General features: G+C 55.9%; 13 protein-coding genes. 9 read left to right on the top strand and 4 right to left on the bottom strand.

Annotated elements, in window-relative coordinates; translation table 11 throughout:
• Nucleotides 1-155 precede the first annotated feature (155 nt).
• Both AC13D2_RS07805 and AC13D2_RS07810 read left to right on the top strand, forming a co-directional pair.
• The gene (locus AC13D2_RS07805) at nt 156-1,274 is read left to right on the top strand and encodes a CaiB/BaiF CoA transferase family protein (protein WP_292048529.1); all 1,119 of its coding nucleotides are present in this window, start codon (nt 156-158) and stop codon (nt 1,272-1,274) included.
• A 117-nt stretch (nt 1,275-1,391) separates the two neighbouring features.
• Nucleotides 1,392-4,127, top strand: coding sequence for a penicillin acylase family protein (locus AC13D2_RS07810; RefSeq protein ID WP_482938436.1), 2,736 nt, complete (start codon nt 1,392-1,394; stop codon nt 4,125-4,127).
• A 425-nt stretch (nt 4,128-4,552) separates the two neighbouring features.
• Here AC13D2_RS07810 and AC13D2_RS07815 read toward each other — a convergent pair whose 3' ends face one another.
• Both AC13D2_RS07815 and AC13D2_RS07820 read right to left on the bottom strand, forming a co-directional pair.
• On the bottom strand, nt 4,553-7,864 hold the full coding sequence (locus AC13D2_RS07815; RefSeq protein ID WP_482938437.1) for a hypothetical protein: 3,312 nt from the start codon (nt 7,862-7,864) through the stop codon (nt 4,553-4,555).
• 295 nt (nt 7,865-8,159) lie between these two features.
• Entirely contained in the window at nt 8,160-8,933 is a 774-nt protein-coding gene (locus tag AC13D2_RS07820; protein WP_292050341.1) for an enoyl-CoA hydratase, read from the bottom strand.
• 194 nt (nt 8,934-9,127) lie between these two features.
• Here AC13D2_RS07820 and AC13D2_RS07825 point away from each other — a divergent pair, with 194 nt between their 5' ends.
• Nucleotides 9,128-10,642: a fumarate hydratase gene (locus tag AC13D2_RS07825; protein ID WP_007151822.1), complete on the top strand. Its 1,515-nt coding sequence runs from the start codon at nt 9,128-9,130 to the stop codon at nt 10,640-10,642.
• A 13-nt stretch (nt 10,643-10,655) separates the two neighbouring features.
• On the opposite strand, the gene AC13D2_RS07830 is transcribed toward AC13D2_RS07825, so the two are convergent.
• A complete protein-coding gene (locus tag AC13D2_RS07830) occupies nt 10,656-12,110 on the bottom strand; it encodes a protein adenylyltransferase SelO (RefSeq protein WP_482938438.1) in 1,455 nt (484 codons plus the stop codon).
• A 297-nt stretch (nt 12,111-12,407) separates the two neighbouring features.
• Here AC13D2_RS07830 and AC13D2_RS07835 point away from each other — a divergent pair, with 297 nt between their 5' ends.
• The 5 genes from AC13D2_RS07835 to AC13D2_RS07855 are packed head-to-tail and all read left to right on the top strand — an operon-like array spanning nt 12,408 to nt 18,319.
• Entirely contained in the window at nt 12,408-13,211 is an 804-nt protein-coding gene (locus tag AC13D2_RS07835) for an HAD-IIB family hydrolase (protein WP_482938439.1), read from the top strand.
• Nucleotides 13,212-13,240: 29 nt separating this feature from the next.
• Nucleotides 13,241-14,461, top strand: coding sequence for a glycosyltransferase family protein (locus AC13D2_RS07840; protein WP_292050345.1), 1,221 nt, complete (start codon nt 13,241-13,243; stop codon nt 14,459-14,461).
• 1 nt (nt 14,462) lies between these two features.
• Complete coding sequence (locus AC13D2_RS07845) at nt 14,463-16,193, top strand: sugar phosphorylase (RefSeq protein ID WP_482938440.1); 1,731 nt, start codon at nt 14,463-14,465, stop codon at nt 16,191-16,193.
• 15 nt (nt 16,194-16,208) lie between these two features.
• Nucleotides 16,209-17,321, top strand: coding sequence for a tRNA-queuosine alpha-mannosyltransferase domain-containing protein (locus AC13D2_RS07850; protein ID WP_300498868.1), 1,113 nt, complete (start codon nt 16,209-16,211; stop codon nt 17,319-17,321).
• A 29-nt stretch (nt 17,322-17,350) separates the two neighbouring features.
• Nucleotides 17,351-18,319: an NAD(P)H-quinone oxidoreductase gene (locus AC13D2_RS07855; protein ID WP_292050349.1), complete on the top strand. Its 969-nt coding sequence runs from the start codon at nt 17,351-17,353 to the stop codon at nt 18,317-18,319.
• Nucleotides 18,320-18,345: 26 nt separating this feature from the next.
• On the opposite strand, the gene AC13D2_RS07860 is transcribed toward AC13D2_RS07855, so the two are convergent.
• Nucleotides 18,346-19,371 (bottom strand): NADP-dependent oxidoreductase, encoded by a 1,026-nt coding sequence (locus tag AC13D2_RS07860; RefSeq protein ID WP_300498870.1) that lies wholly within the window; start codon nt 19,369-19,371, stop codon nt 18,346-18,348.
• A 181-nt stretch (nt 19,372-19,552) separates the two neighbouring features.
• Between AC13D2_RS07860 and AC13D2_RS07865 the strand changes: the two genes are divergently transcribed.
• Nucleotides 19,553-19,746: hypothetical protein (locus AC13D2_RS07865; RefSeq protein ID WP_482938441.1), on the top strand; the 194-nt coding region annotated here is incomplete at its 3' end.

Genomic DNA, 19,746 nt, shown 5'->3' on the forward strand with positions numbered 1-19,746 from the left:
CGAAGCCCATCATAAAACCCCTTGGGTACAATGCAACCATCACCCTCGCGACGGACTGGAAGAAATGGTCAATGGGAATGATGGAACCGGCAGTTGGCCCCGCAGGGAAAACAGGGCAGCATCAGGGCTGTCCAAAAATAGAGAAGGAGGTTTGCATGCCCGGCCCACTGAGTAACCTGAAAGTTCTGGATTTCAGTACACTGCTGCCTGGCCCCTATGCCACCATGCTGCTGGCGGATATGGGAGCGGATGTGTTGCGGGTGGAGGCCCCTGGCCGTCTGGACCTGACCCGTGTGATGCCGCCGCTGGAAGATGGCGTCAGCACGTCCCATACCTTCCTGAACCGAGGCAAGCGATCCCTTGGGCTGGATTTGAAGCAGGAGGGCAGTGCCGCCCTCGTCAAGCAGTTGGTGGCAGAGTACGACGTGGTGGTTGAACAGTTTCGACCGGGCGTTATGGACCGGCTCGGGATTGGTTATGAAACCCTCAAAGCCATCAACCCCAATCTTATTTACTGTGCGATTACCGGCTACGGCCAGACTGGCCCCTACAAGGATCGGGCAGGGCACGATATCAACTACCTGTCTCTCGCCGGCGTGGCCAGCCATTGTGGCCGTCGCGAAACGGGACCGCCACCGATGGGTATCCAGATAGCCGATGTGGCAGGCGGCTCCCACCATGCTGTCATGGGCATCCTGGCGGCGGTGGTTCACCGCCAGCAAACGGGGGAGGGGCAGTTTATCGATATCAGCATGACCGACGCCGCCTTTGCCCTCAATACGATGGCCGGTGCAGCAGCCTTGGCTGGCGGGCAGGAACAGAAGCCGGAAGGCTCCATGCTCAACGGCGGCACCTTTTATGATTACTACCAAACCAGCGACGGCCGGTGGCTGTCTGTGGGCAGCCTTGAGCCGAAGTTTTCCGGTCGGCTATGCGATGCATTGGGCATTCCTGACATGAAGAGCTTCGCTCTGAGCCAGAACCCGGAGGATCAGCGGGCTATCCGAGAAGCGTTGAAAGCCACCATTGCGCGGAAAACACTGGCGGAATGGCAAGACGTCTTTGTGGATGTTGATGCGTGCGTGGAGCCGGTGCTGACCATCTCAGAGGCAGCGGAGCACCCGCAAATGAAAGTGCGCGGCATGGTTGTTGAGGTCGCGAAAGGGGATGGGGGTACCCAAAAGCAGATTGGCCACCCGATTAAATTCAGCGCAACGCCTTGTGAGAGCCGTTATATCGGTCGAGCATTGGGGGCCGACAACGGCGATTTTTGAGGGATCAATAAAAAATGAATCGTCCGTCAGTCCTTAGCTAAAGAGCGGGTTGTCTGCTAATTTGTGAGAGTGAGTCATCTTTGGCTTACTCATAACAATCACAATGGACGAATTACTATGAAATCGCTTCGCAAACCTTTCAGAAGCGCTGACAAAGGCGCGTTGAAAGCGGCCGGGGTAGCGCTGGCCAGTAGCTTTCTGATTACAGGATGTTTCGACGGAAGCAGTTCTTCTTCCGGCTCCGATAGCTCGGTAAACGAACAGCTTTTCCCGGCGGACGGTACGTTTGAGGCAACCATAAGGAGGACGACTAACGGGATTCCGCATGTTAAGGCGGATAATCTGGCGTCGGCGGCGTTTGGCCATGGCTACGCGCAGGCTCAGGATAACGTGTGTTTGTTGGCTGAGGCCTTCGTCAAGGCAAGAAGTGAAAGGGCGAGGTATTTTGGCCCAGGCAATGACAGTATCAATATTATCAACGATTTCAGCTACAAGGCCCAGGATATACTCAGCGGTGCGAAAGCCGAGTTTCCACAATTGAGCGAAGAAAGCCGCGCCATGGTTGAGGGTTTCACGGCCGGGTATAACCGGTATGTCAGTGAAACGGATCCCGGGATGTTGCCGGTTGAATGCCGTGATCAGCCATGGGTGAAAGAAATTGAACCAACTGATCTGCTGGCGCATTATCGCATTGTGGGGCAGTTTGCCAGCGGTGCGCAGTTTGCGACTGGGTTAGCCTTTGCCGCGGTACCTCCTGGAGAGTTAGACGACCCGGTTTTGGCCCAACCTGTGACAAGCACCGGTGGTGCCACTGGCAACACCCTACAAGTGGCCGAGGCTGCTCGCCAGAACGCTCGCGAGATCGACAACTTTGCAGACATGGGCCTGGCGAGCAACGCTTGGGGTATTGGCTCTGAGCTGACCGAAAATGGAAAAGGTGCGTTACTCGCAAATCCTCATTTCCCCTACACCGGCCACAGGCGCCTCTATCAGGTCCAGCTGACTGTTCCAGGTTACCTGAACGTCAATGGCGCTGGTCTTCTGGGCACGGCTATCCCGCTGATTAACTTCAATGAGAATCTAGCTTGGTCCCACACAGTGACCACCAGCCGTCGTTTCACCTGGTATGAGTTGCAACTGAAACCCGGGGATCCGCTGACTTATATCAAAGACGGCGTCGAAAAAAACATCACCTCTAAAACCTTTCAGATCGAAGTGAACATGGGTGGCCCCGAGCCTGTTGTCCTTGAAAGGACTTTCTGGTTTTCCGAGTACGGCCCGATGCTTGCCGCAAACGAGGCCAACGACGCCTTCCCGGAATGGGGTGGCACCGGTTTGGTCAACGGCGAGCCGGCTGCTTACACCTATCGCGATGCCAATGCCAATACGTCTGGCTTACTGGATACCTGGCTGGGCATGAGTCGGGCAACCAACCTTGAGGAATTCAAAGACGTGTTTCGTGAGTGCGGTACCACCTTATGGACCAATACTACTTACACGGATGATCAGGGCAACGCATACTATATTGATAGTAGTTCCGTACCTAATTTGTCGGACGCCTCTCTGGCTGTTTTGGATTTCAAGCGCACAGCGAGTCCGGCGTTCAACCAGTTGTTTAACAATAACGTTACCCTTCTTGACGGCTCGAAATCACGTGATGACTGGGTTGAGGGAAAGTGCGCGGGACTGGTGCCCTTTGAGGATAAGCCGCAGTTGCAGCGCACAGACTGGGTGCAGAACTCAAATAGTAGTCACTGGGCCACTAACCCGAATGAGTTCCTTACAGGGTTCTCGCCCTTATACGGCGCTGAGAATGCACCGATCAACCCTCGCACAAGACTTGGTATCAAGATGCTGCAGAACCCGACAGCCCCGGGTCTGGATTCAACCACTAAACCGCCCGGTGGACAGGATGGCAAATTCAGCGCGCGCGATTTGATCGACACCATCTGGAACAACCGGGCCTGGTACGCCGAACAGTTCTTGCCGGAGTTGCGGGAGCGCTGCGCCCTGATAGCCGACCCGGTTAATGTTCCCCAAGGCCTGCTGCCGTCAGATCCTGAGGTAACATCACCTGGCACCCAGGATGTGACTATAGGATGTGATACGTTGAATGGTTGGAACGGGACTTACGATCTAACCAGCACAGGTGCCCACCTGTTCAGAGCCTTTATCGACATCTATAACCGCAGCTTTCCTGACGACTTGGACACGGAGTTCGACCCCGCAGACCCGGTCAACACTCCGGGAGCCCCATCAACGAATGGTCGTGGTACCGCAGATGACGCAATGCTCCAGTCCCTCGCTGCGGCCATGGTGCTACTGGATAATGCTGGTATTGCTCCGGATAGTCAGTTGGGTGAAGTTCAGTATTATCAGCCCAGTGGCGGGGTTCCTCCAGGCGGTGATCCTGCAAGTGCTGAAGTACTGGCTTCCAGAATTCCCTGGCACGGCGGTGACGGAAACGTGGAAGGTGCATTCAACGCTATTGGTGTTGTAGATAACTCTTTCGCTGAAGATACGCGTATACCACGAGTGAACACGCCAGATTACGAAGGTGTTAAACAGCCCGAGGAGACAGAGTTCCGTTTTGCGGGGGGGCTGTCCGCTAACGACGGCGAAGGCTGGTTAATGGCCCGTGGAACAAGCTGGCACTTCGGGCTGGAATTTACGGATGAAGGCCCGCAGGCTTATGGCCTGACCAGTTACTCCCAGTCTTCAGATGCCGGTTCAGACTTCTTCGTGGACCAGAGCATGCGCTATTCGCAGAAAGACGCGAGAAAGCTTTTCTTTACGGATGAAGAAATTGAACAGAACCTTCTGAGTGGTGGCGTCATGAACATCAGCAATTGATAATCTGAGGACTACCTAACGCAATCTATCGATTGCGAACACTAACCCCGGCGCTTCGGCGCGGGGTTTTTTTAATGGATTTGAACTTTGTGCGAATAGTGCCGGAAAAGCGCTAGCTTATCATCTACAAATAGCGAACAGAGTTGTTCGCACATATCAAATGTTCAGTTGGCCTGGGCGGAGGCATGAAACCTGGCCAGACAACCAGGGATGCAAATGCAGGTAAAGGGTTGGGAAGGCTGGGGCGTTCTATGCTCTTTTGGGAGGGACTATATGAACGCTTCTCTTCCGATGCTTCGTTCTACCCGGGGAGGTAACGGAATGGCCAAGGGTAATTTGTTACTGCCATCGGATCGAAATTGCCGGGAACAAAAAAGCCGCCATCAAAGATGGCGGCTTTTCACTTGCGATAATGCTTAGTTAAGTTACGGCAGTGTGGACTGAATTAGGAATAGTGTTTGCTGAACCATGGTTCCAAAGGTTACTTCTGCGTTGTCAGCAGACACAATAATCTCTCCGCCTGTGGCTATCGTGCGGTCTTTAAGCACGTCGCCGGCGTCAGCCTCTTCTTCCTTCGGCAACACCGGAGTGCCATGCACGCCTTCTTCATAGCGAGTGATCATCGGTGTATCCAGCGGAAGAACTGTGGGAATAGCCCCCATTACGGCAGCCAGAGCCTCAGAGCCTGACAGCGGTGCTTCCGGTGACCTGATGGTAAGACCGTTCGGGAACGTAATGTTCAACGGGCCCTTGTCATCACCATAGCGGGTATCCGCAGCATTTGGTGTAGTACGATCACCCTCTACCTGTGCCAGAACCGTGTTTGAAACTGCCAGCTCATTGGCAAAATTGATGGGATCAACCGAATCCAGGCTTGCCTGGTTTACATTCAGGAAGGTCTCCAGGTCCGCGTCGCCCTGTGTTAGGCCAGCGGCTACCTGCAATCCACCGAGAATTGTCGGGGCGAAGCTGGGAGAGTTTTCAAGCAGACGGGTGATACCAGCGACTGGTGTTAGCAAGTGTGTACCTGAGACGAACAACTCGGTATTCCCGCTGGCAGTAGCCGCACCAACGAATGCTCCACCGTTGAGGGTACCTAGCGAGTGCCCAATGAAGGTAACGCCGGTGTCGGTGATGCCCGCTAGGCTGTTCACAGTTGCCGTCAAATTCATGAGGTCAACGGCGCCTTGGCGCAGGACGTCACGGTTGTTCATGAAGTTGGTCAGGTTAATGAACAGGGAGCCTGAACTACCTACACCCTCTTCAAAGTTCATTGCAATCGGGTTGCCGTCTGCGCCTGCAGTAAAGCCGTAGTGGCGCTCATTGACACCATCAATCACGCCAGTTGCTGTGCTTGCGGGTGCTAGGCCGGGAATGGTGCTGCCGGCATTGGCAACAGTGTTGTCCAGTGAAAACGCTGATCCAAGGTTTTGAGCCGCTGTGGCACCGCACTGTGGAGTTTCATTGCCAGGGACTGGAAGCACATTGGCAACCGCTTCTTGAAAACTACGGCCGACATCGTCGAAACCAGGCGCTATGCCGTCATAAAGTGCTGGTTCACACTGAACTGTCGGTGTGTCCCCTGATGTGTCAAAGGCTATTGATTGGACCGTCAGAGCAGGGAACTGACCCGCAACGACCGCATCTATGGTTCCTTGGGCTTGAGGAGTTATGATTGGCTCGCCGTCTGCGTCTTCTTCTGGCTCAGGTAGTAGCTCGCCTCCAACCAATAGTGTCAACGCCAGGTTTTCCTGGTCCTCAAGTGTAAACGGCGCTACCCCGTGGAGAGGTTGATCAATAGCAAAGACCGCAAGGTTCACAGCTGGATCGAGAGACCTAGCTGCGGCGACTAACTGACTGCCAAATGCCAGGGCAGCACTTCTATCGGTGGTGATGCCATGCTGGAAGATAACCGGTATCAGTTCAGCTCCCTCGTCTCGTGGATCTAGCCCAGCCGGGGTGATCACCAGCATCGGAACGTCGACTTCGCCTTCCAGTTTCGGGAAGGGGAAGTTGTAGTTGAGTACAGCGCTTACGTCGGAGTCCTCTTGGGGGATCGTCGCACCAAGTTGGTCACCAAGTATTGCTGCCAGATCCGAATCTGGACGCCAGCTTTGAGTCCGAATAGAAGAAGTCGCGCCAGTTTGGTTCTCGTCCGGAACACTAATGAATTGTGGGAGCTCGATGAATCCCTGGTGTACGTCAACTTCGTTTGGACCAAAGTCAAGGGAAGACAGAACGGCGGAAACTGAAAGAGCATCATTAGTTGATACTATGTCCAGATTTTGGGCAGCAGGCGTGGGGAACTCAATTCCGGCCATACCAAAACCAACTTCTGCAGTTGCGCCGACGCAATCGAACTTGGCTTTGCCAGCAAGGTCGTCACAGGGTGCAAAATTGGGGTTGGCGAGAGCTTCGCTTGGAGTGAAACCGGCAGTGGTTAATTGAACGTAGTAGGATGTGTCGCCAAATCCGAATGAGCTGGGATCATTGTTACCCGGGCGTAGAAAGTCCGACGGTTCGATGACCTCACTTTCGGGATCCTTGCCGAGCGCCGCAACAACCGCAGCCTGGACTTGCGCATCTGTTGCCGTTTCAGGAAGACCGAAACGCTCGGGATCGAGTCCAGAAGGCTCTCCGCTTACCTGAGAGCTGAAGACAGTAGCTGCTGCGGCACGTATGCTGGCAGCACCGACCTTAACCTGCCTTTCGAGTTGATCGCTAATCCAGTTAGCAGGATTGGCGATATGGCTAAGTACTTTCTTATCTTCACTTGTCGTGAAACTGTACGAAAGAGCGATATTATCCTTGTCGAGCTCGGGCATGCCTGCGCCCGCTCGCGAGCTGTTGTTCAGGGCAAAATAGTTTGCCCCGGTGTTTTCCCAAAAGCTCGTAATCAGGGTTTTGACGGGCGCAAGGGCAGGGTTGCCCAATGCGCCGTCCACATCGCCCAGGTTCTGGTAAGAGGGCGATCCAACGATTGCGTCGCCGTTAACATCGTTTATGCCATCTGTTACAACAACAACATACCGGCTCAAGGGGTTGAGAGGCTTGTTCGGGCGAACACGAATAGCAGAATCACCGCCAAGCTCGATAACATCATGATCGTAGGCAGGTGACGAGGCGAGCCCAACCAGGAACCCAATGGCCTGTTCTCGATTTCTGCCCTGCAGGTCAGTACCAGTTTGAAGCGGATCCAGGCCAGCTGCTAATTGGAATGTAACTGCCAGAGGTATCGTTGGCGGCTCACCAGCAGACAGGGCACGGACGGGCTCGCCACTTGCGTACTGAAGCTCAATCAGGAATACGTTTTGATTGGGGTTTGGAATGACCGGCAATTGAGTCTGTGGGTCAGCGCTTGGATCGAAGGCTGGGTTGGGTATGAAAGCCCGCGAGTCGACCGAATCAATATCGATATCGCCATTCATCCGGACGACCGCCGGGGCAACGGTAGAGGCACCACTCAAGTTGTTTAGTGCACCGATGACAGGGTTGGTCATGTCACCGTCGATACCGAACGAGCCATCGGCTGCTTCCTGATCAAAGTTGAGGTCAGAAGGTACAGGTACTTCGCTAGTAATCGGGTTGAACAGGGGCCAAGTACGCCCGGTGAAGTCCGGATTGCTGATTTTATAGTCAGGATTAGCATTGCTGGACCCTGAACCAGCGCTTTCAAAGCAGCCTGTCAGTCCAACGGAAGAAGCCACGGCAAGACTTATTAGAGTTTTCTTGAACATGGGTGGAACCTTTTCCTGTTGTTGTGTCGTTATGTTCGGCAGCTGACGGGGCCGGCCTGGCCCGGTAAACCCGTTGTCAGTGGCCTGGTTTGCTTAACTGTTGTCTGAAATTCTGGCCAGCGCTCTGTGCCTGATTTCTGTAACTCTGACTATAGCGGCAGTAAAGCAACAGTTGATCGCTCTAAAGTGTGATTCTGATCATTGGGAGCCTACCCGCACGGTCGGAGTTCGGCTTCATTGAAAAATAGTTGGCCCCAGGACGTTTGTCGAGTCTTCCGGGGCAGGGGTAGCCGGCCTAGCTGAAGCTTGAAAAATCCGGTTTCCGCTTTTCTGTGAAGGCCTTGATGGCTTCGGCATTTTCCGGTGACTTCAGGCGTTCTGCGAAGAGTTTACCCTCAGCCAGCATGGCGGCTTTCAGTTCATCGCCATTGGCCCGATTCAGCAGTTCACGGGTGGCGCGGATGGCTGCCGGGGGCTGGTCTGCAAGCCGGGCACAGGCTTCGAGGGCCGTGGTTTCAGTTTGTGACGGTTCGCACACCCGGTTGATCAGGCCCATGCGCAGAGCATCTTCGGCTGTAAATGCACCGCCCAACATCAATAATTCCGCAGCCCGTACCCGGCCGAGCCAGGAGGGCAACAGCAGGCTGGAGCCGCCCTCCGGGCATAGGCCGAGATTGGCAAAGGGCATCTGGAAACGGGTGTTGTTGCCGGCAAACACCATGTCGCAGTGCAGCAGCATGGTGGTACCAATACCCACAGCCGGGCCATTTACTGAGGCTACGATCGGTTTGTTGGTGCTGGCCAATAAGAGCAGGAACCGTCCTACAGGGGTGTCTTCAAACTCGCCAGGCAAGCCTGCGGAAAAATCGCCCAGATCATTTCCGGCTGTGAAACACTCATCGCTTCCTGTGTACAGAATACAGCGAATGTCGCTGTCGTCGCGGGCCTGTTCAATCGCATCACCAAGGGCGGTGTACATATCATGGGTGAGGGCGTTTTTACGGTCCAGGCGGTTAATCCGGACGGTTAGGATATGGTTCTTTTTTTCAGTTAGGACGAGGTCGGTCACGGTGTCTCCTGCTGTTTTTATGTCGAAGATACCCGCGATGTTACATTTTTTCGTGCCCGTTTAGGCAAGTTTGTCGTTAAAAACCTTCGCGCCGGGTTTGGTCCCTCGGTTTTGGATTTTCTGGTAAACTTCGCGCTTCCTTTACTAGACAAGTTTATAACCCTACTAGACAAACCAGACCTGATGAGACGCCTATGACCACCGTAATCCGCCAGGACGACCTGATCGAGAGCGTAGCGGACGCGCTGCAGTTCATCTCCTATTATCATCCGAAAGACTTTATTCAGGCTGTGCACGAAGCCTACAAGAAGGAAGAGTCCCAGGCGGCCAAGGATGCCATGGCGCAGATTCTGATTAACTCCCGCATGTGTGCTCAGGGCAAACGGCCACTGTGCCAGGACACTGGTATCGTTACCGTGTTTGTGACGGTCGGTATGGATGTGCAATGGGACGCCGACATGGCGCTGGACGACATCATCAATGAGGGCGTTCGCCGGGCTTACATGCACCCGGACAATGTGCTGCGTGCCTCTATCCTGGCCGATCCGGACGGCAAGCGCACCAACACCAAGGACAACACACCTGCCATCATCCACTACAAGATTGTGCCGGGTAATACCGTGGATGTGCATGTGGCTGCGAAAGGCGGTGGTTCCGAGGCCAAGTCGAAATTCGCCATGCTGAACCCATCGGATTCGGTGGTGGACTGGGTGCTGAAAATGGTGCCGCAGATGGGCGCGGGCTGGTGCCCGCCGGGTATGTTGGGTATTGGTGTTGGCGGCACCGCCGAAAAAGCAATGGAATTGGCCAAGGAGTCGCTGCTGGACCCAATCGATATCCATGACCTGCAGGCCCGTGGTGCCTCCAATCGTTCCGAGGAGCTGCGTCTGGAACTGTTCGACAAGGTGAATGAGCTGGGTATTGGTGCCCAGGGGCTCGGCGGCCTGACCACGGTTCTGGATGTGAAGGTGAAAGACTACCCGACCCATGCCGCCAACAAGCCGGTGGCGATCATTCCCAACTGCGCGGCCACCCGTCACGCACACTTCGTTCTGGATGGCTCGGGCCCTTCATTGCAAACTCCGCCGAGCCTGGAAGACTGGCCGGAAATCACTTGGGAAGTGGGCGACAGCGTGCGTCGTGTCAACCTGGATACGGTCACACCGGAAGATGTGAAAGACTGGAAACCGGGCGAAACCGTGCTGCTCTCGGGCAAGATGCTGACTGGCCGCGATGCTGCCCATAAGAAGATGGTGGACATGATCGAGCGTGGTGAAGAGCTGCCGGTGGACCTGAAGGGCCGCTTTATTTATTACGTCGGCCCGGTCGACCCGGTGCGCGAGGAAGTGGTTGGTCCCGCAGGCCCCACCACCGCTACCCGCATGGACAAGTTCACCCGCACCATGCTGGAGAAGACCGGCCTTACCGGCATGATCGGCAAGGCCGAGCGCGGCCAGGTGGCCATTGATGCCATCCGCGAGTTCGGTGCTGTCTACCTGATGGCCGTTGGCGGCTCCGCCTACCTGGTGTCCAAAGCCATTAAGCACGCAGAAGTGGTTGCCTTCGAAGAGCTGGGTATGGAAGCTATCTACGAGTTTGAGGTGGAAGACATGCCCGTTACGGTCGCGGTGGACTCGAAGGGCTCCTCTGTTCACCAGACCGGCCCCGCTGAGTGGCATGAGAAGATCATCACCGCCAAGGCGGTGTGATCCTCACTCGCACTCAGGAAGAACAGCTGATACTCAGGTGCTTCCCCCAGTCCGGGGGAGGCGCCGAATATTGCTCGAATTCCGGCTGTTCATCGAACGGCTTTTTCAGCACCTCCAGCAACTCCTTCATCGGCTCGTAGTCGCCGTTCTGAGCTTCCAGGATCACCTGCTGTGCCAGGTAGTTCCTCAGGATGTACTTCGGATTCACTTTGCGCATCCGGTATTCCCGCTCGTCGTGGGCGCGGGTTTCGGATTGCAGACGCTGTTCATACCGCTCGAGCCATTCATCCGCCACACCGCGGTCTACAAACAGGTCGCGGATCGGAGATGAGCCTTTCGATGTGAGGTTGGATAGCCCCCGGAAAAACAGTGTGTAGTCCACATGGTGCTCGTGCAGCATGCTGAAGGTGTCCATGATCAGGCTGAGGTCGGATTCGTCTTCCTGGGCCAGCCCCAGCTTGTCCCGCATGTTCTGCAGGAAGCGTTCGTTGTAGGCAATCTCGTAACGCCTTAATCCACGACGTATATCGTCCTCGTCCATCACTGGAAGCAGGGCATTCGCCAGGTACTGACAGTTCACGAACCCGCTGTTGGGTTGGCGATTGTAGGCGTAACGTCCGCCCTGATCGGTATGATTGCAGATGTAACCGGCGTCAAAATCGTCCAGGAAGGCGTAGGGGCCGTAGTCAAAGGTATCCCCGATAATCGACATGTTGTCGCTGTTCATCACCCCATGGCAGAACCCCACGGCCTGCCAGTCGGCAATCATTCGCGCCGTGCGCTCGACGACCTCCACATACCAGCGCTGGTAGCGTTCATCTTCCGGCAGGCCGATCAGGTGAGGGAAGTGCAGGGTAATCACGTGCTCAATCAGCGTTCTCAGCGCCTGCTCGCCCTCATGATGCGTTGCAAACTCGAAATGCCCGAACCGGATGTGCGTCTGGGCCACCCGCACCAACGTCGCCGCCGTCTCAATGGACTCACGCCGCACGGGGTCTTTCGCACTCACCATGAACAACGCCCGCGTGGTCGGAATCCCCAGAGCTGCCATCGCCTCACTGCACAGGTATTCGCGGATCGTGGAGCGCAGCACCGCCTTGCCGTCCCCGAACCGGGAATAGGGCGTCATCCCCGCTCCCTTCAGGTGCCAGTCCCAGCGTCGTCCGCCTGGGCCTACCGTCTCCCACAGCAGCAGCCCACGGCCATCGCCCAGGTCCGGGTTGTACATTCCGAACTGATGCCCCGTGTACTTCATTGCTACCGGGTCCATCCCTTCCAGCAATTCCGTCCCTGCACCGATGCCGGTCCAGTCCTCGGGGTTCTCTGCGTGAAAACCCATCTCCTTGGCCAGGTCGTGGTTAAAACACACCATCCGCGCGTCCTTTAACGGCGTTGGCTGCACCGGGGTATAAAAACTGTCCGGTAGCTCAAGATAACGATGTTCGACTTTAAAATCATTGCTGCTCATAGCATCAGTGTCCCAGATAACCTCAATTTCCCACAAACCAAATAACCACCGCCTATATTCCAATTGGTACAAAAACTGCAAAACTCAACACAAACCAACAGGGAAACCGCCATCCCGGCCTTCGACAAGTCCCGGAACGGTTGTATGGTGCGTGCGCCCTTGATGGCGAGCGTATTGACATGGCGCTCCCTGCAGGAGCACAAGTGACAGGATCGCTCTCTGGTCGCACCAAAACAGGGCGAGCTTAAAGAGAAGGCCGAAAACGAATTACGTTTCATGAGTAATGAGGACATTGCCATGCCTAAACCCCGACTGCTCCTGTTTTCTGATCTGGATGGCACGCTTCTGGACCATGACAGTTATGACTGGTCACCGGCGAAGCCTGCGCTCAAGAAACTGGCGGCGTCGAACATTCCGGTGGTTCTCAATTCCAGCAAAACCGCCGGAGAGATACGGGCCGTGCGGGAGCAACTGGGAAACACAGCGCCTTTCATTGTTGAGAATGGCGCCGCCGTTATTGTCCCCGCGAACTGTTTTGGACCGGGGCCCGAGCAAGTGCAGAGTTTTGGGGCATCCCGGGATGAGGTGTTGGCGCTGCTGAAGGAATGCCGGGCTGAGGGTTTCCAGTTTCGCAGTTTTGCGGATATGAGCCCGTCCGAGCTGGCCGGGCACGCCAAACTCTCTGAATCTGAGGCCGAGCTGGCGAAAGACCGAGCCGGCACAGAGCCACTGCTATGGGAGGGCGACGAGGATTCTCTGGTCCGGTTTCGCCAGAAACTGGATGAACACAACTGCCGCCTGGTGCAAGGCGGGCGCTTTCTCCATGCCATGGGTACCTTCGACAAAGCCGATGGGGTCCGTTTTTTGCTGGGCAAATACAGGGAACTCTTTGTGCAGGAACGGTTGATTGCCATTGCATTGGGCGACAGCCCCAACGATCAACACATGCTGGAGGCAGCGGATATTGCGGTTATCGTGCGGGGCGTTCATTCAGAGAGCGTGTCCCTGCCATCACAGAGTCGGGCGATACGGTCCATCAAGGCCGGCCCAGCAGGGTGGAACGAATGCGTGCTGAATCTGCTGATTGAGTACGGTTACTGAAACCGGGTACTAACCACAGGAGAGCCGCCATGGGCGACTTTTACCAGAACGGCATCATCACAACCCTTCATAACCTGTGCCGCCGGCCGGTGGAAGAGCTGGAACATGAACTCATGGGATTTCGCAAAGAGCGACCTATGTCGCTGGTGCTGCCATCCCTGTACTCAGAGCTTGAAGGCCCGGCCCTCAAGAACATTGTGAAAGAACTCGCCAAGGTGCCGTACCTCGAGCAGATCGTCATCGGCCTCGATCGCGCCAACGAGCAGGAATATCGGCACGCCCTGGAATACTTCTCCGAACTGCCCCAGCATGTGCGTGTGCTCTGGAACGACGGGCCCCGACTGAAAGCGCTGGATTTGCAACTGCGCGAGCAGAACCTGGCACCCACAGAGATGGGTAAGGGGAGGAACGTCTGGTATTGTTTTGGTTACGTGCTCGCCTCGGGCAAGAGCAAATCGGTTGCCCTCCACGACTGCGATATCCTGACCTATTCCCGTGATCTGGTGGCAAGGCTCATCTACCCGGTGGCCAATCCCGGTTTTAATTATATGTTCTGCAAAGGCTACTACGCCCGGGTAGCGGATGGAAAAATGAACGGTCGTGTCAGCCGGTTGCTGGTCACACCACTGATTCGTGCGCTCAAGAAAGTGTGCGGCCCCAGCGATTTCCTGGACTATCTCGACAGCTATCGGTATCCCCTGGCGGGGGAATTCTCATTCCGAACTGACGTCATCAACGACCTGCGCATTCCCAGCGACTGGGGGCTGGAAGTGGGTGTGCTCTCGGAGATGAAGCGCAACTATGCCACCAACCGCCTTTGCCAGGTAGACATCGCTGACACCTACGATCACAAGCATCAGGAGTTATCACCGGAGGACGCCAGCCGCGGCCTGTCCAAAATGAGCACGGACATCAGTAAGGCCTTATTCCGCAAGCTGGCCACCAATGGCGAAATTTTCTCCAACGAAAAGTTCCGCACCATCAAGGCGGCCTATTTCCGGATTGCCCTGGACTTTGTCGAGACCTACCAGAGTGATGCAGTGATCAACGGGCTGAGCTTTGACCGGCACAAAGAAGAGAAAGCGGTGGAGTTGTTTGCCCAGAATGTCATGCGGGCAGGGGCCTACTTTCTGGACAACCCCATGGACACACCGTTTATTCCGAGCTGGAATCGCGTCACCAGTGCCATTCCGGATATCAAGCAGCAGCTTCTCGAGGCCGTGGAGCTGGACAACGAGGAGTATCGGTAGCATGAGCAACACCCTGCATCACAAGCTCGCCACGATGCTGGATGTGGTTTACCCGGCAATTGATACGGGCTTTCTCGCGGATCAGCTTCTCGAAACCATGGGGCTAGCGTCGGATACCTCGGCGCCCCCGGCCCACCAGAATAACTGGGACGAATCCGATGTCATGCTGATCACCTACGCGGACACGGTGCAGCGCAAGGGTGAGAAGCCACTTCAGACCCTGTACCAGTTTCTCGACGACTGCCTGAAAGACACTGTATCCGCCGTGCATATTCTGCCGTTTTTCCCCTACAGCTCGGACGACGGCTTTGCCGTTATGGACTATCTGGCGGTCAATGAATCCCATGGCGATTGGGGAGACATTGAGCGAATAGCCGGCCACTACAAACTGATGGCGGACCTGGTGATCAACCACATGTCCGCCCGCAGCCGGTGGTTCGAGAACTTTCGGAAACGGACCGATCCGGGTAAGGATTACTTCTTCGAGGCCAGGCCGTCGGACGATCTGAGCGCCGTGGTCCGGCCTCGCACATCCCCGCTGCTTAACGCCGTACAGACAGAGGATGGCGAGCGTTACGTCTGGTGCACTTTCAGTGAAGACCAGGTGGACCTGAATTTTGCAAACCCCCAGGTGCTGAACGAGTTTGTGGGCATCATCCGCTATTATCTGGAGCGAGGCGTGACCATTTTTCGGCTCGACGCGGTGGCTTTTCTATGGAAAGAGGTTGGTACTCCGTCCATCCACCTGCAGCAAACCCACGAACTGATCAAGATTCTGCGCCTGTTGACCGAACACCACACCCCCGAGAGCGTTGTCATTACGGAAACCAACGTTCCCAACCGTGAGAATCTGACCTACTTCGGCAACGCCAACGAAGCCCACGTGATCTATAACTTTTCACTGCCGCCGCTGCTGATCAACACTCTGGTCACTGGCAACTGCCGCCATCTGAAAACCTGGTTGATGAGCATGCCGCCGGCGCAGATGGGCACCACCTACCTTAACTTCATTGCCTCCCATGACGGTGTTGGCCTGCGCCCAACAGACGGCCTGTTGACGGAAGAAGAGAAGCTACGGCTGATCAACACCATGGAATCCTTCGGCGGTAAAGTCTCTTATCGACGCACGCCAGATGGCAAGGATCAGCCCTATGAAATGAACGTGGCGTTGTTTGACGCCTTAAAGGGAACAGCAGAGAGAGGCGCTGACCATTGGCAGTTGCACCGCTTTATCTGCGCTCATACCGTTATGCTGGCCCTGGAAGGGATTCCCGCGTTCTATATCCACAGCCTGCTGGGCACTGAGAACGATCATGATCGGGTTGAGAACACCGGCCGCTTGCGTTCCATCAACCGTGGGCAGTGGAATCTGGACAAGCTGGAAGCCGACCTGACGGACCCGCTTAGCCATCACCACAAAGTGTTCACCGAGCTCAAACGCCTTATTGCTATTCGCCGCAAGCAGCCAGCTTTCCATCCCAATGCCACCCAGTTCACGTTGCACCTGGGGCTACAGTTGTTTGGTTTTTGGCGCCAGAGCATGCGACGTGACCAGTCGATCTTCTGCATTCACAACATCACCGATGAGGTCCAGCAGGTGTCTCTTGGTGACATTAACCTGATAGGAACCGATCAATGGCAGGACCTGATCTCCGGCCTGCAGATTGACGACCTGTCTGGCAGCCTGACCCTCAAGCCCTATCAAAGTGTGTGGTTGTCGAACCGGGAATGATGGCAGAATGCGCGGATGCCATCGACAGCCCAGCCCCGCATTCTATTATTGTCCGCCTACGACGCCGGTAGCCACCAGCGCTGGCGTGAACAACTGGTGTCCAGCCAGCCCGATTTCGATTGGGAGGTGCTGGCGCTCCCGCCCCGGTTCTTCCGCTGGCGAATTCGCGGCAACGCGCTGACCTGGCTTCAGGAGCCTGCGCTGAAAGCACGCTATGATCTTCTAATTGTTACTTCAATGGTGGATCTCGCGTCCGTGAAAGGCTTCCATCCTCATCTGGCTCATACGCCCACCATTTTGTATATGCATGAGAACCAGTTTGCGTATCCGGACTCTGGCCGACAGCATTCCAGTGCAGAACCTCAAATTGTAAATCTCTACAGCGCAGTTGCCGCTGATAGGCTTCTGTTTAACAGTGCCTGGAACCGGGACAGTTTCCTGGACGGTGCCCGTCAGTTTCTTGAAAAGATGCCTGACGGACTGCCCAGTGGTCTGATTGATGGTATCCGTGAAAAAGCCCAGATTGTCCCGGTACCGATTGAAGACCGCTTGTTTGCTGAAAGCCAAAAACCTCTCAACGCAGAGTGCCCCCATCTCTTGTGGAATCATCGATGGGAATACGACAAGGCGCCAGATCGACTCGCTCTTCTGCTGGATTCGCTGGTTGGCGCTGGGCAGGATTTTCAACTGAGTGTGGTCGGCGAACAGTTCCGCAAGGAGCCCGCAGCATTTGGCGGAATCAGGGAGCGGCACCGGGAGCGTATTGTGAATTGGGGATACCTCCAGAGTCGGGGAGAATACGATCACCTGCTGGCGGAAGCCGATGTTGTGGTTTCCACGGCCCTCCATGATTTTCAGGGATTGTCGGTTCTGGAAGCTATGGCATCAGGCTGCTTAGCGTTGACGCCGGACCGACTGGCCTATCCGGAGTATGTGCCGGCGGCGCAGCGTTATGCCAGTCATGTAGATAACCCGGCAGCGGAGGCGGACGCTGCGGCCAGTGTGCTGAGCCGAGTATTGAGTCAGCCTCCGGATCCTTATTCGCCGCAAGACTGGCGACTCAGCGCACTGCAAAAGAAATATTACAAAGTGATCAGTGCAACTCTGGGCCAGCTGGCGGTATGCTGAGTCTGATTCAAAACATGGAGTAAGCGCAGATGATGAGAGCCATCGAGATCAATGGCGACACATTGAGTTGGGAGGCCTACGAAGAGCCTTCGGAGGTGCCCGAAAATCATGTGGCTATTGATATTGCGTGGACCGCCATCAACCGTGCGGATCTGATGCAGAAGGCCGGTGTGTATCCGCCACCGCCTGGCGCGTCGGACATTCTGGGCCTTGAAGTCAGCGGGACTGTATCCAAGGTGGGAGAGGGCGTTGATCATCTCAAGCCCGGTGATGAAGTCTGCGCTCTGCTCACCGGCGGTGGTTACGCCACTCATGTGGTAGTGCCTGCGGTTCAGGTGTTGCCCATTCCGAAGGGTTACAGCCTGAAAGAGGCAGCGGCCATTCCGGAAGTGTTCGCGACCGCCTGGCTGAATCTCTATCACGAAGCTGCCCTCAAGCCCGGTGAGAAAGTGCTGGTTCACGCGGCGGCCAGTGGCCTTGGTACGGCCGTGATTCAATTGGCAACGGCTCTCGGTAATCCGGTGTTTGCCACGGCCGGTGACAACGACAAACTCGAGATCTGCAGAAAGCTGGGCGCCAGCGGTGTCTGGAATCGCAAGGACGGCTCGTTCGTCGATGCCATCAAATCCTGGGGCGGGGTGGACATGGTGCTGGACCCCGTTGGCGGCAACTACATCGCCGAAGACCAGAAAGTATTGAATATGGATGGCCGAATCATACTCATTGGCCTGATGGGCGGTCGTATGGCGGAAGTGGATCTGGGGTTGATGTTGATGAAACGCCATCGTCTGATCGGCTCAACCCTTCGGTCCCGGCCCGTGGCGGACAAGGGGGATGTCATGAGTGCCCTGTACAAGCATGTCTGGCCACTGCTCAGTGCCCGGCAGATTGATCCGGTGATTGATAGTGCCTGGCCTATCGAAAAGGCGGGGGAAGCCATGGCCTATGTGGCGGAGAATCGAAACATCGGGAAAGTCTTGTTGCAGGTTGCCGGGTAAACCTCCTTCCCTGGAGGTTTTCCGCATCAATCTGAGATGTGTACCAACTGCTTGCCGAAGTTTTTCCCTTTCAGCATGCCCTTGAAGGCTTCCGGTGCGTTTTCCAGGCCTTCCGCGATGGTCTCGCGGTATTTGAGTTCGCCAGAAGCCACACGGTCCGCCAGGATATTGGTGATTTCCTGATGTTTATCCTGCCACTCTGTGACCAGGAAGAAGCGGTGCTCCGGCACCGGGTCCAGCGCCTTGAGAACGTGGAAAGGTGTTTCCACTGAGCCCATGTCTTCGGCGTTGTAAGCAGACACGAAGCCGCAGATAGGTACCCGAGCGCCAGGGTTGAGCAACGGCGCCACCGCACGGGTCACGGCGCCGCCCACGTTCTCGAAGTAAATGTCGATGCCGTCGGGGCAGGCGGCCTTCAGATCGGCTTCGAGATTGCCGGCTTTATAATCCACGCAGGCATCAAAGCCCAACTCTTCCACCACATACCGACACTTCTCTGGGCCTCCGGCCACACCGACGGTACGGCAACCTTCTTTTTTGGCGGTTTGCCCAACCACCGTGCCTACCGGGCCGGACGCGGCGGACACCACAACGGTCTCACCGGATGTCGGCTTGCCCACGTACATCAGGCCGCAATAACCGGTGCGCCCGGGCATTCCGGCAACACCAAGGTAGGCCTGCAGGGGCACATTGTCCTTCGGGTCAATCTTATAGACCATTTCCGCATTGGCAGGGAACACCACATACTCCTGCCAGCCCGAGTAACAGGTCACCAGGTCACCCACTTTGAGGTCGTCTGACCGGGACTCGACAATCCGCGCGACGCTCTCGCCAACAATGACCTCGTCAAGGCCAATTGGGTCCATGTAACCCTTGGCGTCGTTCATGCGGGGGCGCATGTAAGGGTCCAGAGACAGCCATAGCACTTTGGCCAGGACCTCGCCTTCCTTCAGTTCCCGGACTGGCCGTTCCTCAAGGGCAAGGTCTCCATCCTGAATTTCGCCTTGGGGGCGTTGCTTGAGAATCACCGCTCGATTGGTATGGTTACTCACAAAACATCTCCGGTTGCATAATGAAACCAGATTAGAGTGCAGCAGATTCGTTTTGAGGTCAACATCCCGGCTTTGAGAATGCGGGGTTACATTATCCAGGCTGATCGTTATAATCACCGGAGCTCAGGACGAGCTGTTTGTAGATTGAGTCAAATTCCAGACATCTTCAGGGATCGAAGACATGCCCCAGGCAACCGGACTGCAGTTCACGGCCACCCTTGGCCAACTCCCCAAAGACCTGTTCGTGGTCGCCCGTTTCGAGCTGACCGAGCACCTTTCCAGTCTCTGCTACTGCAAGCTGGAGCTGGCCAGTACCTCGCCCGACATTGCCCCCGAAGACGTGCTCGAACAACCCGTGGACCTGGTGATGTGGCA

It is taken from the genome of Marinobacter sp. B-12 (assembly GCF_056857915.1).